This window comes from Citrobacter sp. Cb041 (genome assembly GCF_030336655.1).
Lineage (GTDB): Bacteria > Pseudomonadota > Gammaproteobacteria > Enterobacterales > Enterobacteriaceae > Citrobacter > Citrobacter braakii.
Genome location: NZ_JAOWDD010000026.1, coordinates 1 through 14,525 on the forward strand (window position 1 = coordinate 1; position 14,525 = coordinate 14,525).

13 protein-coding genes and 1 tRNA gene are annotated in these 14,525 nt (G+C 53.2%); 9 read left to right on the forward strand and 5 right to left on the reverse strand.

Annotation, left to right across the window (positions count from 1 at the left end):
• The first annotated feature begins 125 nt into the window (after positions 1–125).
• Positions 126–201 (forward strand) — tRNA-Trp (locus tag OGV52_RS01645).
• 100 nt (positions 202–301) lie between these two features.
• Here the strand turns inward: OGV52_RS01645 and hdfR are convergent.
• Positions 302–1,147: an HTH-type transcriptional regulator HdfR gene (gene hdfR / locus OGV52_RS01650; RefSeq protein WP_094761725.1), complete on the reverse strand. Its 846-nt coding sequence runs from the start codon at positions 1,145–1,147 to the stop codon at positions 302–304.
• 106 nt (positions 1,148–1,253) lie between these two features.
• Here hdfR and maoP point away from each other — a divergent pair, with 106 nt between their 5' ends.
• A complete protein-coding gene (maoP, locus tag OGV52_RS01655; RefSeq protein WP_003018025.1) occupies positions 1,254–1,592 on the forward strand; it encodes a macrodomain Ori organization protein MaoP in 339 nt (112 codons plus the stop codon).
• 25 nt (positions 1,593–1,617) lie between these two features.
• Here maoP and OGV52_RS01660 read toward each other — a convergent pair whose 3' ends face one another.
• Entirely contained in the window at positions 1,618–3,138 is a 1,521-nt protein-coding gene (locus OGV52_RS01660) for a YifB family Mg chelatase-like AAA ATPase (protein ID WP_287107980.1), read from the reverse strand.
• 353 nt (positions 3,139–3,491) lie between these two features.
• Between OGV52_RS01660 and ilvL the strand changes: the two genes are divergently transcribed.
• The 6 genes from ilvL (at position 3,492) to ilvA (ending at position 10,140) form a co-directional block, all read left to right on the forward strand.
• Complete coding sequence (gene ilvL / locus OGV52_RS01665) at positions 3,492–3,590, forward strand: ilv operon leader peptide (RefSeq protein ID WP_001311244.1); 99 nt, start codon at positions 3,492–3,494, stop codon at positions 3,588–3,590.
• A 139-nt stretch (positions 3,591–3,729) separates the two neighbouring features.
• A complete protein-coding gene (ilvG, locus tag OGV52_RS01670; protein ID WP_287107982.1) occupies positions 3,730–5,376 on the forward strand; it encodes an acetolactate synthase 2 catalytic subunit in 1,647 nt (548 codons plus the stop codon).
• Entirely contained in the window at positions 5,373–5,636 is a 264-nt protein-coding gene (gene ilvM / locus OGV52_RS01675; protein ID WP_003018017.1) for an acetolactate synthase 2 small subunit, read from the forward strand. Before ilvG ends, ilvM begins: the two co-directional genes overlap by 4 nt.
• Before the next feature lie 17 nt (positions 5,637–5,653).
• Positions 5,654–6,583, forward strand: coding sequence for a branched-chain amino acid transaminase (locus OGV52_RS01680; RefSeq protein ID WP_003829030.1), 930 nt, complete (start codon positions 5,654–5,656; stop codon positions 6,581–6,583).
• A 156-nt stretch (positions 6,584–6,739) separates the two neighbouring features.
• Complete coding sequence (gene ilvD, locus OGV52_RS01685; RefSeq protein ID WP_049282710.1) at positions 6,740–8,590, forward strand: dihydroxy-acid dehydratase; 1,851 nt, start codon at positions 6,740–6,742, stop codon at positions 8,588–8,590.
• A 5-nt stretch (positions 8,591–8,595) separates the two neighbouring features.
• The gene (gene ilvA, locus OGV52_RS01690; RefSeq protein ID WP_016157833.1) at positions 8,596–10,140 is read left to right on the forward strand and encodes a threonine ammonia-lyase, biosynthetic; all 1,545 of its coding nucleotides are present in this window, start codon (positions 8,596–8,598) and stop codon (positions 10,138–10,140) included.
• Between the two features lie 63 nt (positions 10,141–10,203).
• Here the strand turns inward: ilvA and fabV are convergent, their stop codons facing one another.
• Positions 10,204–11,397: an enoyl-ACP reductase FabV gene (gene fabV, locus OGV52_RS01695; RefSeq protein ID WP_016155101.1), complete on the reverse strand. Its 1,194-nt coding sequence runs from the start codon at positions 11,395–11,397 to the stop codon at positions 10,204–10,206.
• Positions 11,398–11,572: 175 nt separating this feature from the next.
• The gene (ilvY, locus tag OGV52_RS01700; protein ID WP_016155102.1) at positions 11,573–12,475 is read right to left on the reverse strand and encodes an HTH-type transcriptional activator IlvY; all 903 of its coding nucleotides are present in this window, start codon (positions 12,473–12,475) and stop codon (positions 11,573–11,575) included.
• 152 nt (positions 12,476–12,627) lie between these two features.
• Here ilvY and ilvC point away from each other — a divergent pair, with 152 nt between their 5' ends.
• Positions 12,628–14,103, forward strand: a complete 1,476-nt coding sequence (ilvC, locus tag OGV52_RS01705) for a ketol-acid reductoisomerase (protein ID WP_016157835.1) — start codon at positions 12,628–12,630, stop codon at positions 14,101–14,103.
• Between the two features lie 54 nt (positions 14,104–14,157).
• Here the strand turns inward: ilvC and ppiC are convergent, their stop codons facing one another.
• The gene (ppiC, locus tag OGV52_RS01710; protein ID WP_016155104.1) at positions 14,158–14,439 is read right to left on the reverse strand and encodes a peptidylprolyl isomerase PpiC; all 282 of its coding nucleotides are present in this window, start codon (positions 14,437–14,439) and stop codon (positions 14,158–14,160) included.
• Positions 14,440–14,525: the final 86 nt, after the last annotated feature.

A 14,525-nucleotide genomic window follows, 5' to 3' on the forward strand; every position in this document is an offset into this window, starting at 1 on the left:
CGGTAGTTCAGTTGGTTAGAATACCTGCCTGTCACGCAGGGGGTCGCGGGTTCGAGTCCCGTCCGTTCCGCCACTTATTAGAAAATTAAGCCTGCTACCAAGCAGGCTTAATGATAAGAAAATTTAGGGGCGTAGCTCAGTTGGTAGAGCACCGGTCTCCAAAACCGGGTGTCGCGAGTTCGAGTCTCTCCGCCCCTGCCAGAAATAATCCTTAGCATTTTTGCTAAGGATTTTTTTTTACCTGCAATTTGAATCGTGCCTTCCTGCTGTTTTACTCCCGGCATCCTTGCCTATATTTTCTTTAATTTTCCAGAATATTCGTTCTTAGCAGATCGCAAATTAGTCCATTTTTATCGCTGTTTTGCAGCCAAACTGCATATAAAGGACGTGAAAGCGTTGTACTGTCGGTAACCGTATGGAGATCGCTTTTGGTTTTGGCCCAGTTGACGGGAAGCCAGCTAAAGCCCTTAATCACTGAAAGTTGCTGCCTGGCCAATTCTGCCGAACTGGTGGTGAGTACCGGCACTTCATCTCCCGCTATTAGTCCCGCTTCGTGTTGTTGAAAATCGGGTCCCCATTCCAGGCGTAAATAATTCAGCTCATCTTTGGTTTGCGACGGAGAGCTGCAATAGAGCGCCAGCGTGAAATATCCCAACAGTTGGCTGCTAAATTCGTCCATTTTGGGTGTTTCGGTAGTAATCAGTAGATCAAGCTGTCGTTCATGAAGCTGTTTTACTAACGATTGGCGTTGAGCGATCCTCGCTTCAAACTGCAGGCTGGATTGTGGCTCCTGAGATTGATACAAACGCTTCAACCAGTCATTAAGCATGCATTCCCAGAGAGATGCGCTGGCACCGATAGAAAACTCGTTATGCCGCGAGGTATTCGCGACTTCCTTACGTGCTGCCTGCCACGTATTCATCAACGTTTCGGCGTAAGGCAATAATTTTTCACCTGCAGCGGTTAAACGGATATTGTTTCTGTGTCGGGTGAACAGGTTTACACCCAATTGATTTTCCAGTTGTCTGATCCGGAAACTAACCGCTGATTGGGTCAGGTAGAGTGCTTCAGCAGCCCTGCCAAAGTGGCGTGTCCGGCTAACTTCCAGGAAAGTTTTTAACAATTCCGTATCCACAACTCGCTCCATAAAATTATTTGTCGTTATGATTTAAATCTTTTGTTTGACGCTCTGTCAAGCGTAACTAATACTCCGCGCCATAAATAGCTCGGCCAAAGAATTAGGAGCGTGCAGGATGGCGGAAAGCTTTACGACGACTAATCGATATTTCGATAATAAATATTATCCCCGCGGATTCTCCCGTCATGGTGATTTCACCATTAAAGAAGCACAACTGCTTGAGCGTCACGGTTATGCTTTCAACGAGCTGGATCTGGGCAAGCGTGAGCCGGTAACTGAAGAAGAAAAACTGTTTGTTGCGGTATGCCGTGGTGAACGTGAGCCGGTTACCGAAGCTGAACGTGTGTGGTCTAAATACATGACGCGTATTAAGCGTCCAAAACGCTTCCACACCTTATCGGGTGGGAAACCTCAGGTGGAAGGCGCAGAAGACTACACCGAATCTGATGATTAATAAAAAAAGGGCGAAAGCCCTTTTTTTATGTCAGTAGTTTCTGCAGATGAATGAGTAACCTGTCTATCGCTCGGTACCCAACGGCCTCCTGTAAATGCTGGCGAGAGATGTGATCACATTGTTCGATATCCGCAATCGTTCGAGCGACCTTAATCAGGCGCAGCCAGGCGCGGATAGACAATCCGAGATGCGCGAGCGTTTCTTCAAGCCACTGTGCATCGTCGCTACGCAGTAGGCAGTATTTATGGATATCCTGACTGTCCAGATGTGCGTTTAACTTATTTTGCCGCTGATACTGACGCTCTCGCGCTGCCATAACACGTTGCTTCACCGTTGCGCTATTTTCCCCTTTCATCGCGCTCTGGCTGAGTATACCGGGCGGCGGTAAGGGAATTTCGAGGGAGAGGTCGAAGCGGTCAAGAAATGGACCTGACAATCGATTTAGGTAGCGCAGCGTCTGTTCTGGGGTACAGCGGTTATGGTTTCCCTGATAATGGCCCGTCGGGCTTGGATTCATCGCAGCTATGAGTTGAAAGCGTGCGGGATAGGTTATTTTTGCTCTGGTGCGAGATAGATGGATCTGCCCGGACTCGATGGGTTCGCGCAGTGCATCCAGCGTACGCCGCTCAAACTCGGGTAGTTCATCCAGAAACAGTATGCCGTTGTGCGCCAAAGAGATCTCTCCTGGCGCAGGAATAGAGCCTCCACCGACCATGGCGGTTAATGAAGCACTGTGATGTGGCGAGCGAAAAGGGCGTTGCTTCCACTGTTTTTGTATCGTGTCGGAATGGATCAGACTGAGTATCGCGGCACTTTCCAGCGCTTCATCGTTGCTAAGTGGAGGGAGCAGCCCTCTGAGTCGACTGGCTAGCATAGTCTTTCCCGTACCCGGCGGGCCGATGAGCAAGAGGTTGTGGCCGCCTGCTGCGGTAAGCTCCAGCCCGCGTTTACCCTGTTCCTGGCCGATAACATCGCTCAGATCATCAGCTAATGCGTTAGGCGTAAAATCTGCGGATGATGGCCTGTCTAAATCATGCTTACCTTCGAGAAATGCGCATACGGTCTGCAGGTGATCGGCGATCAGGCACCCTTCGCCGTGTATCAGTCCAACTTCAGCGGCATTCTCTTTTGCGACAATAATTCGCCTGCCTGCACGAATGGCCTCGGTTGCGCTTGATATCGCGCCGGGAACGCCGCGTAGCGCGCCTGTAAGCGCTAATTCACCTACCAGCTCGTAGGTGTCGAGATTGTTGGATGTAAGCTGCTCAGAAGCGGCCAGAAGCGCAACAGCGATAGGTAAATCATATCGCCCCCCTTCTTTCGGGAGATCGGCCGGAGCGAGGTTTATAGTTATCTTCTTTGCCGGGAATTCATAACCGCTATTAATAATCGCACTGCGTACCCGATCGCGAGCCTCTTTCACCGTCGTTTCGGGCAGCCCCACCATGGTTAAACCAGGCAGGCCGTTGCTGATATGTACCTCGATGGTAATGGCTGGCGCATTCACGCCTAGTGCGGCGCGTGTGTGAACAATCGATAGTGACATAATTCCTCCTGATAAAAGTATTATGTCGCAATACATCGCGGCAAGATTTCACATAATTACGGTTTTTAGATGCTGATTCCCGTATTTTTGCGCAACGTATAATTGCTTGCATTAAGCCTGGAATGACGCCCGCAAATGCTTTTGAATGGTGTTTGTATTGGGGATCGGGTTACTGAGGATCGCCTGAAGCGTGAAATATTTTCATTTTTGATTTTTTTGTATAAAAAACAACGGTATTTATCTAAACTGTTAACGACGTCAGAAAAACGAATAAAAAAATATCTTGTGTCATTTGCAAATTCTATGGTAACTCTTTAGGTATTCCTTCGAACAAGATGCAAGAAAATACAAAAATGACAGCCCTTCTACGAGTGATTAGCCTGGTCGTGATTAGCGTGGTGGTGATTATTATCCCACCGTGCGGGGCTGCACTTGGACGAGGAAAGGCTTAGAAAACAAGCCTTAACGAACTAAGACCCCCGCACCGAAAGGTCCGGGGGTTTTTTTTGACCTTAAAAACATACACGAGGAGCAGAAAGTGAACGGTAGCATAAAATTCTGTTTCTCAAGATTTACGGCGGGGATGTAACTATGAATGGGGCACAGTGGGTGGTACATGCGTTGCGTGCACAAGGGGTTCAAACCGTCTTTGGTTATCCTGGTGGCGCAATTATGCCGGTTTACGATGCGTTGTATGACGGCGGCGTAGAGCACCTGTTGTGCCGACACGAGCAGGGTGCGGCAATGGCGGCGATTGGCTATGCCCGTGCGACCGGTAAAACCGGCGTTTGTATCGCTACCTCCGGCCCTGGCGCAACCAACCTGATCACGGGCCTTGCCGATGCGCTGTTAGATTCTGTTCCAGTGGTGGCGATCACCGGTCAGGTGGCATCACCTTTCATCGGAACGGATGCGTTCCAGGAAGTGGACGTGCTGGGGATGTCTCTGTCCTGCACCAAACACAGCTTCCTGGTACAGTCACTCGAAGAGCTGCCGCGTATCATGGCTGAGGCTTTCGCCGTGGCGAATTCCGGTCGTCCGGGTCCGGTTCTGGTTGATATCCCGAAAGACATCCAATTAGCCAGCGGTACGCTGGAGCCATATTTTACGACCGTCGAAAACGTAGAGACGTTTCCGCACGCTGACGTTGAGCAGGCTCGTAAAATGCTGGCGCAGGCGCAAAAGCCCATCCTGTACGTAGGTGGTGGCGTAGGTATGGCGCAGGCTGTCCCGGCCCTGCGTGAATTTATCGCGATAACCCAAATGCCGGTCGTCTGCACGCTGAAAGGTCTGGGCGCAGTAGATGCTGACTACCCGTACTATTTGGGCATGTTGGGAATGCACGGTACTAAAGCCGCGAATTTCGCGGTGCAAGAGTGCGATTTACTGATTGCGGTTGGCGCACGTTTTGATGACCGGGTGACTGGAAAGCTGAATACCTTCGCACCGAACGCCAGCGTAATCCACATGGATATCGACCCGGCGGAAATGAACAAACTGCGCCAGGCACACGTAGCGCTGCAGGGGGATTTAAATTCTCTTCTGCCAGCATTACAGCAATTGATGAAGATTGACGAATGGCGTCAGCACAGCGCTGAACTGCGCGCAGAACATACCTGGCGCTACGACCATCCGGGGGAAGCTATCTATGCGCCACTGTTGTTAAAGCAGTTATCCGATCGCAAACCTGCGGATAGCGTAGTGACAACGGATGTGGGCCAGCATCAGATGTGGTCGGCACAGCATATGACCTACACTCGCCCTGAAAATTTCATCACGTCGAGCGGTCTGGGGACGATGGGCTTTGGCCTGCCAGCAGCGGTTGGCGCGCAGGTTGCTCGCCCGAATGATACGGTAATCTGTATCTCCGGTGACGGTTCCTTCATGATGAATGTACAGGAATTGGGCACCGTAAAACGCAAGCAGTTGCCGCTGAAGATAGTTTTACTCGACAACCAGCGGTTAGGCATGGTGCGACAATGGCAGCAGCTGTTTTTCCAGGAACGTTATAGCGAAACCACCCTTACCGATAACCCCGATTTCCTCATGTTGGCCAGAGCCTTCGGCATTCCTGGTCAACACATCACCCGTAAAGACCAGGTTGAAGCGGCACTCGACACCATGCTGAACAGCGAGGGGCCATACTTGCTTCATGTCTCAATCGACGAACTTGAGAATGTCTGGCCTCTGGTGCCACCTGGCGCCAGTAACTCAGAAATGCTGGAGAAATTATCATGATGCAACATCAGGTCGCCGTTGAGGCTCGTTTCAATCCGGAAACGTTAGAACGTGTTTTACGCGTGGTACGCCATCGTGGTTTTCAGGTGTGCTCCATGAATATGGAAGCCGCCAGCGATGCGCAGAATATAAATATCGAATTGACCGTTGCCAGCCCCCGGTCGGTCGACTTACTGTTTAGTCAGTTAAGTAAACTGGTAGATGTTGCACATGTTGCTATCTGCCAGAGCACAACCACATCACAACAAATCCGCGCCTGAGCGCAAAAGGAAGAAAAATGACGACGAAAAAAGCTGATTACATTTGGTCTAATGGCGAGATGATTCGTTGGGAAGACGCGAAGGTCCACGTGATGTCCCACGCGCTGCACTACGGTACTTCTGTATTTGAAGGGATCCGTTGCTACGATTCTCACAAAGGGCCGGTAGTGTTCCGTCATCGCGAACATATGCAGCGTCTGCGTGATTCAGCCAAGATCTATCGTTTTCCCGTTTCTCAGAGCGTTGATGAGCTGATGGAAGCTTGCCGTGAGGTGATTCGTAAAAACAACCTGACCAGCGCCTATATCCGTCCGCTGGTGTTTGTTGGCGACGTAGGGATGGGCGTTAACCCGCCTGCGGGATACACCACTGATGTGATAATCGCCGCGTTCCCATGGGGGGCTTACCTCGGTGCTGAAGCGCTGGAGCAGGGGATCGACGCGATGGTTTCTTCCTGGAACCGCGTTGCGCCAAACACGATTCCTACCGCTGCTAAAGCAGGTGGTAACTATCTGTCTTCGCTGCTGGTGGGTAGTGAAGCGCGTCGTCATGGCTACCAGGAAGGCATTGCGCTGGATGTGAATGGCTACATCTCCGAAGGCGCGGGCGAAAACCTGTTTGAAGTAAAAGACGGCATTCTGTTTACCCCGCCGTTTACCTCTTCCGCGCTGCCGGGTATCACCCGTGACGCGATCATTAAGCTGGCGAAAGATCTCGATATCGAAGTGCGTGAGCAGGTGTTGTCTCGTGAATCGCTGTACCTGGCCGACGAAGTATTCATGTCCGGTACCGCGGCCGAAATCACCCCAGTACGCAGCGTCGATGGTATTCAGGTGGGCGAAGGCCGCTGCGGTCCGGTCACCAAACGCATCCAGCAGGCCTTCTTTGGCCTCTTCACCGGTGAAACGGAAGATAAATACGGCTGGTTGGATTCAGTAAACCAATAACAAAATTAATATTTCCCCAAAATAGTTCACGTTGCAGGAAGACGGCAACGCAGCGAGCCCCAGGAGCTTACTTTAGTAGGTGACTGGGGGGAGCGAGGCAGCCCTCAGCTGCGGCGTGAAATATGCAGGGGAAAGACAGACGGGAGTTAATCAAGCATGCCTAAGTATCGTTCTGCTACCACCACCCACGGCCGCAATATGGCGGGTGCCCGCGCACTGTGGCGCGCCACCGGGATGACCGATGATGACTTCGGTAAACCGATTATCGCTGTGGTGAACTCCTTTACCCAGTTTGTGCCGGGCCACGTCCACCTGCGCGATCTCGGTAAGCTGGTTGCCGAACAAATCGAAGCCTCAGGCGGCGTGGCGAAAGAGTTCAACACCATCGCCGTGGATGATGGTATCGCCATGGGTCATGGCGGCATGCTTTATTCACTGCCGTCGCGTGAGCTGATCGCCGATTCAGTGGAATATATGGTTAACGCCCACTGCGCCGATGCGATGGTCTGCATCTCTAACTGCGATAAAATCACCCCCGGGATGTTAATGGCCTCTCTGCGGCTGAATATTCCGGTGATCTTTGTTTCCGGCGGCCCAATGGAAGCCGGGAAAACCAAGCTCTCTGACCAAATCATCAAGCTTGATCTGGTTGATGCGATGATTCAGGGCGCAGACCCGAAAGTCTCCGACTCGCAGAGCGAGCAGGTTGAACGTTCGGCCTGTCCGACCTGCGGCTCATGCTCCGGGATGTTCACCGCCAACTCGATGAACTGCCTGACCGAAGCGCTGGGTCTGTCGCAGCCGGGTAACGGTTCGCTGTTGGCGACTCACGCCGACCGTAAAGAGCTGTTCCTCAACGCAGGTAAACGCATCGTTGAGCTGACCAAACGCTACTACGAGCAGGATGACGCTTCAGCCCTGCCGCGCAACATTGCCAGCAAGGCGGCGTTTGAGAACGCCATGACGCTGGATATCGCGATGGGCGGTTCCACCAACACCGTTCTGCACTTGCTGGCGGCTGCGCAGGAAGCGGAAATCGACTTCACCATGAGTGATATTGATAAGTTGTCCCGCAAAGTCCCGCAACTGTGTAAAGTTGCGCCGAGTACGCAGAAATACCATATGGAAGACGTGCACCGCGCGGGCGGCGTACTGGGCATTTTAGGCGAGCTGGATCGCGCCGGGCTTCTGAACCGCGACGTGAAAAACGTGCTGGGACTGACTCTGCCGCAAACGCTCGATAGTTATGACGTTATGCTGACCAAAGACGACGCGGTGAAAAAAATGTTCCGCGCAGGTCCGGCTGGCATCCGTACCACCCAGGCGTTCTCACAGGATTGTCGTTGGGACACCCTGGATGATGACCGCGCAGAAGGTTGCATTCGCTCGTTGGAACATGCTTACAGCAAAGACGGCGGCCTGGCAGTCTTGTACGGTAACTTCGCGGAAAATGGCTGTATCGTAAAAACCGCTGGTGTGGATGACAGCATCCTGAAATTCACCGGCCCGGCAAAAGTGTATGAAAGCCAGGACGATGCGGTTGAAGCTATCCTCGGCGGTAAAGTGGTTGCCGGCGACGTGGTGGTGATTCGCTACGAAGGGCCGAAGGGCGGGCCAGGCATGCAGGAAATGCTCTACCCAACCACCTTCCTGAAATCGATGGGTCTCGGTAAGGCCTGCGCGCTGATTACCGACGGTCGTTTCTCTGGCGGTACTTCGGGGCTTTCCATTGGTCACGTTTCTCCTGAAGCGGCCAGCGGCGGTAATATCGCAATTATCGAAGATGGCGACTTGATTGCTATCGATATCCCGAATCGTGGCATTCAACTGCAACTGAGCGATGCGGAAATCGCTGCGCGCCGTGAAGCGCAAGAAGCTCGTGGTGACAAAGCCTGGACGCCAAAAGATCGTCAGCGTCAGGTCTCCTTTGCGCTGCGCGCTTACGCCAGCCTGGCAACCAGCGCCGACAAAGGTGCGGTGCGCGATAAGTCGAAACTAGGGGGATAATGACCATGGCGGATTCTCAACCCCTCTCCGGCGCTCCAGAAGGCGCCGAGTATCTCAGAGCAGTGCTGCGTGCGCCGGTATACGAAGCGGCGCAGGTCACACCGCTACAAAAAATGGAAAAACTCTCTTCGCGCCTCGACAACGTGATCCTGGTGAAGCGCGAAGACCGTCAACCCGTTCACAGCTTCAAGCTGCGCGGTGCCTATGCCATGATGGCCGGTCTGACCGAAGAGCAAAAAGCGCATGGCGTAATCACCGCATCGGCAGGTAATCATGCTCAGGGTGTAGCTTTCTCTTCTGCGCGATTAGGCGTGAAGGCACTGATTGTCATGCCTACGGCTACCGCCGATATCAAAGTCGATGCCGTTCGCGGTTTCGGTGGTGAAGTACTGCTACACGGCGCGAATTTTGATGAAGCCAAAGCCAAAGCGATTGAGCTGTCGCAGCAGCAGGGTTTTACCTGGGTTCCTCCGTTCGACCATCCGATGGTGATTGCCGGGCAGGGCACGCTGGCACTGGAGTTATTGCAGCAGGATGCCCACCTTGATCGTGTATTCGTGCCGGTGGGCGGTGGCGGATTAGCGGCAGGCGTGGCGGTGCTGATCAAGCAGTTGATGCCGCAGATCAAAGTGATTGCCGTTGAAGCTGAAGACTCAGCCTGCCTGAAAGCGGCGCTGGATGCCGGTCAACCGGTCGATCTTCCGCGTGTTGGCCTCTTTGCTGAAGGCGTGGCGGTGAAACGTATCGGCGACGAAACCTTCCGTTTGTGCCAGGAGTATCTCGACGACATCATCACTGTCGATAGCGACGCTATCTGCGCGGCAATGAAAGATCTGTTCGAGGATGTGCGCGCGGTGGCTGAACCATCCGGTGCGCTGGCGCTGGCGGGGATGAAAAAGTACATTGCCCAGCACAATATTCGCGGCGAACGTCTGGCGCATATCCTTTCCGGCGCTAACGTTAACTTCCATGGCCTGCGCTACGTTTCCGAACGTTGCGAGCTGGGCGAACAGCGCGAAGCGTTGCTGGCAGTAACTATTCCGGAAGAAAAGGGTAGCTTCCTGAAGTTTTGCCAGCTGTTGGGAGGACGCTCGGTTACCGAGTTTAACTACCGATTTGCTGATGCGAAAGACGCCTGTATTTTTGTTGGCGTCCGTCTGAGCCGTGGGCTGGAAGAGCGTAAGGAAATCCTCCAGTTGCTTAATGAGGGCGGCTACAGCGTAGTGGATTTGTCCGACGACGAAATGGCGAAGCTGCACGTGCGCTACATGGTCGGTGGGCGCCCGTCGAAACCCTTGCAGGAGCGGCTGTACAGCTTCGAATTCCCGGAATCTCCGGGGGCGTTGCTCAAATTCCTGCATACCCTGGGGACGCACTGGAATATTTCGTTGTTCCACTATCGTAGTCACGGAACCGATTATGGTCGCGTACTGGCGGCGTTTGAGTTGGGTGAGCACGAGCCTGATTTCGAAACGCGACTGAACGAACTGGGTTATGACTGTCATGATGAAACGCATAACCCGGCGTTCAGGTTCTTCCTGGCGGGTTAGCGGTAGCCATTAAAAAAGGGTTCATGTAAAAACATGAACCCTTTTTGCAACTGTATCAGCAGATTACAGCGTGATGACTTCGAATTCGACTTCGGTGTTTACATCCGCATCGTAATCCACTTCGTCGAGACCAAAACCGAACAGATTCAGGAATTCCTGCTTGTATCCTGCATAGTCCGTTTTTTGCGCCAGGTTTTCGGTGGTGATCAGCGGCCACAGATCGCGGCATGCCTGCTGAATGTCTTCACGCAGTTCCCAGTCATCCATACGGATACGCTGGTTGTCATCAAGCGCCACTTTATCGCCGTACAGGCTGGTGGTCATCAGACGGTTGATCTGCTCGATGCAGCCTTCATGAATGCCCTGTTCTTTCATCAGCTTGAAGACCATGGAGATGTACAGCGGCATCACCGGAATCGCAGAAGAGGCCTGCGTGATAACGGATTTCAGTACAGCAACGTTAGCGGAACCGTTCAGCGGAGCCAGTTGATTACGCAGCGCGCCTGCCGCGCGGTCGAGATCTTCTTTTGCTTTGCCCAGCGCGCCGTGCCAGTAGATTGGCCAGGTAAGGTCAGTACCGATGTAGGAGTAGGCAACGGTTTTCACGCCGTCAGCCAGCACGCCTGCTTCGCTCAGCGCGCCCATCCACAGTTCCCAGTCTTCGCCGCCCATAACGGTGACGGTGTTCTGAACTTCTTCTTCGGTTGCCGGCTCAATGCTGGCGGTTATGATCTGATCTTTGTTGGTATCGATCGCTTTAGAGGTATAAACCTCACCGATTGGCTTCAGCGCAGAACGGACGATTTCACCGGTTTTCGGCATTTTACGTACCGGAGATGCCAGTGAGTAAACCACCAGGTCAATCTGACCCAGGTCTTCTTTGATCAGTTTGATAACTTCGTCGCGACACTCGTCGGAGAACGCGTCGCCGTTGATGCTTTTGGAATACAGACCTTCACGTTTTGCGGCCTCATCGAAGGCTGCAGAGTTATACCAGCCCGCGGAACCTGGCTTGGTTTCCGTGCCCGGTTTTTCGAAAAATACGCCGATAGTGGCGGCTCCGCTGCCAAACGCGGCGGAAATTCTGGAAGCAAGGCCGTAACCGGTGGAAGCACCGATGACCAGCACGCGGGAAGGACCGTTAGCGATTTTCCCGTTTTTCTTCACATAATCGATCTGTTTTTCCACATTGACTTTGCAGCCAGTCGGATGGGTCGTTGTACAGATGAATCCACGAATTTTTGGTTTGATTATCATAATGATGGCTAATTAAGTTTGTATTTTCGCTGTCAAGTGCGCAATGACACCGTCTGTTCTGGCTTGCTAAACGTGATGGTTAACAAGCCCCCCACATCTATTATGGCACGGGACATTATACAGAAAAGGAGCGCCAATACTGAATCTACCACTGATTTTAGGCCTGACGCTGGTACTACTCGGCGGATTTGCGCTCCAGAACAATCTTCCAGAACGCGTCTATGAGCGGCTCATGCAGCCGTTTTTTCGGCGCGCAGACGCCCAGCTCGAACGGTGTTTTTTCGTCGCTGCGTTCTAAAATCATCACGCGATTCCGTACCGGCTCCGGGCTGTTTTCCAGTACCACTTCCGGCAGCAGCGCCACACCGCAGCCCAGCGCCACCATCGAGACCATCGCTTCGTGCCCCCCCACGGTGGCGTAAATCGATGGGTTGCTGATTTTGTGACGGCGGAACCACAGCTCGATGCGGCGGCGTACCGGCCCCTGGTCGGCCATGATAAACGGCACCGTCGACCAGTCCGGCTTATCGACCGAAACCTGATTCCGTACCGGGCAAGGCAATGCTGGTGCGATCAACACTACCGTTAAATTTTCCAGCATCGAGAATGCTACTGCGCCGGGCAGCGTCTCCGGCTTACCCGCTATTGCCAGATCGGCCTCTCCGGTGACCACTTTGTCCATTGCGTCAGCGGCATCGCCGGTGGTGAGCTTAATTTCAACCGAGGGGTGCTCGGCGCGAAAGCGGTCGAGAATTGGCGGCAGGTGGCTGTAGGCGGCGGTAACCGAGCAGAAGATATGCAGCTCACCCGACAGCGACGGTCCCTGCTGATCGAGGGTGTGGCGCAATTGTTGATACTGCAACAGCGTCTGCTGGGCAAACACTCGCAGCTCTTCGCCTGCTTCGGTCAGCGTGACCGTACGGTTATCGCGCACAAACAGCGCCTGGCCGAGATCTTCTTCCAGCCGTTGGATCTGGCGTGAGAGTGTGGAGGGGCTGACGTGCATTGCCCGCGCACTGCGGCCAAAGTGGCGGCTTTCCGCCAGATGCAGGAACATTTTCAGATCGCGTAAATCCACGGACGAGCCTCCGATTTTCTACGTTGCAGATATTGCAATGTGATGTTGTGAATATATCAATTTCCGCAATAAATTTCCTGTTGTAATGTGGGTTCATTCTCGCTGAAACGCGAACCGAACAATAAGACAGTACAACATCACGAGGTATCACCATGGCTAACTACTTTAATACACTGAACCTGCGCCAGCAGCTGGCGCAGCTGGGCAAATGTCGCTTTATGGGGCGCGACGAATTCGCCGATGGCGCAAGCTACCTTCAGGGTAAAAAAGTGGTCATCGTCGGGTGCGGTGCTCAGGGGCTGAACCAAGGCCTGAACATGCGCGACTCCGGTCTGGATATCTCCTACGCCCTGCGTAAAGAAGCGATTGCTGAGAAGCGCGCTTCCTGGCGCAAAGCGACCGAAAATGGCTTCAAAGTAGGTACCTACGAAGAGCTGATCCCGCAGGCTGATCTGGTGGTTAACCTGACCCCGGACAAACAGCACTCCGACGTTGTACGTTCCGTACAGCCGCTGATGAAAGACGGCGCGGCGCTGGGCTACTCCCACGGTTTCAACATCGTCGAAGTGGGCGAGCAGATCCGTAAAGATATCACTGTGGTGATGGTTGCGCCGAAGTGTCCGGGTACCGAAGTGCGTGAAGAGTACAAACGTGGTTTTGGTGTTCCAACCCTGATCGCCGTTCACCCGGAAAACGATCCGAAAGGCGAAGGCATGGCGATTGCCAAAGCATGGGCTGCGGCCACTGGCGGTCACCGTGCAGGCGTGCTGGAATCGTCCTTCGTTGCGGAAGTGAAATCTGACCTGATGGGCGAGCAGACAATCCTGTGCGGTATGCTGCAGGCTGGCTCTCTGCTGTGCTTCGACAAGCTGGTGGAAGAGGGTACTGACCCGGCTTACGCCGAAAAACTGATTCAGTTCGGCTGGGAAACCATCACCGAAGCGCTGAAGCAGGGCGGTATCACCCTGATGATGGATCGTCTGTCTAACCCAGCGAAACTGCGTGCTTATGCGCTGTCCGAACAGCTGAAAGAGATCATGGCGCCGCTGTTCCAGAAACACATGGATGACATCATCTCCGGCGAATTCTCTTCAGGCATGATGGCTGACTGGGCCAACGACGATAAGAAACTGCTGACCTGGCGTGAAGAGACCGGCAAAACCGCGTTCGAAACTGCGCCGCAGTTTGAAGGTAAAATTGGCGAGCAGGAGTACTTCGATAAAGGCGTGCTGATGATCGCGATGGTGAAGGCTGGCGTTGAGCTGGCGTTTGAAACCATGGTGGATTCCGGCATCATCGAAGAGTCTGCTTACTACGAATCACTGCACGAACTGCCGCTGATCGCGAACACCATCGCCCGTAAGCGCTTGTACGAAATGAACGTAGTCATTTCCGATACTGCAGAATACGGTAACTACCTGTTCTCTTACGCGTGCGTACCGCTGCTGAAAGAGTTCATGACCACCCTGCAAACCGGAGATCTGGGCAAAGCGATTGCCGAAGGTGCGGTAGACAACGCGCAGCTGCGCGACGTAAACGATGCTATTCGCGGCCATGCTATCGAGAAAGTGGGCCAGAAACTGCGTGGCTATATGACGGATATGAAACGTATTGCTGTAGCTGGCTAAGAGGCTGCAATTCGGCAAAAAAAAGCCCGGTGGTTGAACACACCGGGCTTTTTATTAGTTACGGTACAGCACTTTGATGATGTGATAACCGAACTGAGTGTGCAGTGGGCCGGTTGGCTCCAGCACCGGGCAGGAGAACACCACTTTATCAAACGCCGGAACCATCTGGCCCTGACGGAATTCGCCTAAATCGCCGCCGCGTTTGCCCGACGGGCAGATAGAGTGTTTCTTCGCCAGTTTACCAAAATCGGCGCCATTTTTGATTTGTTCCAGAAGATCGAGAGCCAGTTTCTCTTCTTTAACAAGGATATGCACTGCTGATGCTGTTTTTGCCATGGTTTGTGCTCTGAGTTGAGTGATAAATCAGGGCGCAATAGTAGCATGTAATCCGTGGTCTTCGGCGATGGGCTATGACCGATCCC

What these genes read in the sequence shown, in the direction of transcription:
- hdfR (WP_094761725.1), bottom strand. Translation starts at nt 1,147, where the DNA reads ATGGAGCGAGTTGTGGATACGGAATTGTTAAAAACTTTCCTGGAAGTT.
- maoP (WP_003018025.1), top strand. Translation starts at nt 1,254, where the DNA reads ATGGCGGAAAGCTTTACGACGACTAATCGATATTTCGATAATAAATAT.
- OGV52_RS01660 (WP_287107980.1), bottom strand. Translation starts at nt 3,138, where the DNA reads ATGTCACTATCGATTGTTCACACACGCGCCGCACTAGGCGTGAATGCG.
- ilvL (WP_001311244.1), top strand. Translation starts at nt 3,492, where the DNA reads ATGACAGCCCTTCTACGAGTGATTAGCCTGGTCGTGATTAGCGTGGTG.
- ilvG (WP_287107982.1), top strand. Translation starts at nt 3,730, where the DNA reads ATGAATGGGGCACAGTGGGTGGTACATGCGTTGCGTGCACAAGGGGTT.
- ilvM (WP_003018017.1), top strand. Translation starts at nt 5,373, where the DNA reads ATGATGCAACATCAGGTCGCCGTTGAGGCTCGTTTCAATCCGGAAACG.
- OGV52_RS01680 (WP_003829030.1), top strand. Translation starts at nt 5,654, where the DNA reads ATGACGACGAAAAAAGCTGATTACATTTGGTCTAATGGCGAGATGATT.
- ilvD (WP_049282710.1), top strand. Translation starts at nt 6,740, where the DNA reads ATGCCTAAGTATCGTTCTGCTACCACCACCCACGGCCGCAATATGGCG.
- ilvA (WP_016157833.1), top strand. Translation starts at nt 8,596, where the DNA reads ATGGCGGATTCTCAACCCCTCTCCGGCGCTCCAGAAGGCGCCGAGTAT.
- fabV (WP_016155101.1), bottom strand. Translation starts at nt 11,397, where the DNA reads ATGATAATCAAACCAAAAATTCGTGGATTCATCTGTACAACGACCCAT.
- ilvC (WP_016157835.1), top strand. Translation starts at nt 12,628, where the DNA reads ATGGCTAACTACTTTAATACACTGAACCTGCGCCAGCAGCTGGCGCAG.
- ppiC (WP_016155104.1), bottom strand. Translation starts at nt 14,439, where the DNA reads ATGGCAAAAACAGCATCAGCAGTGCATATCCTTGTTAAAGAAGAGAAA.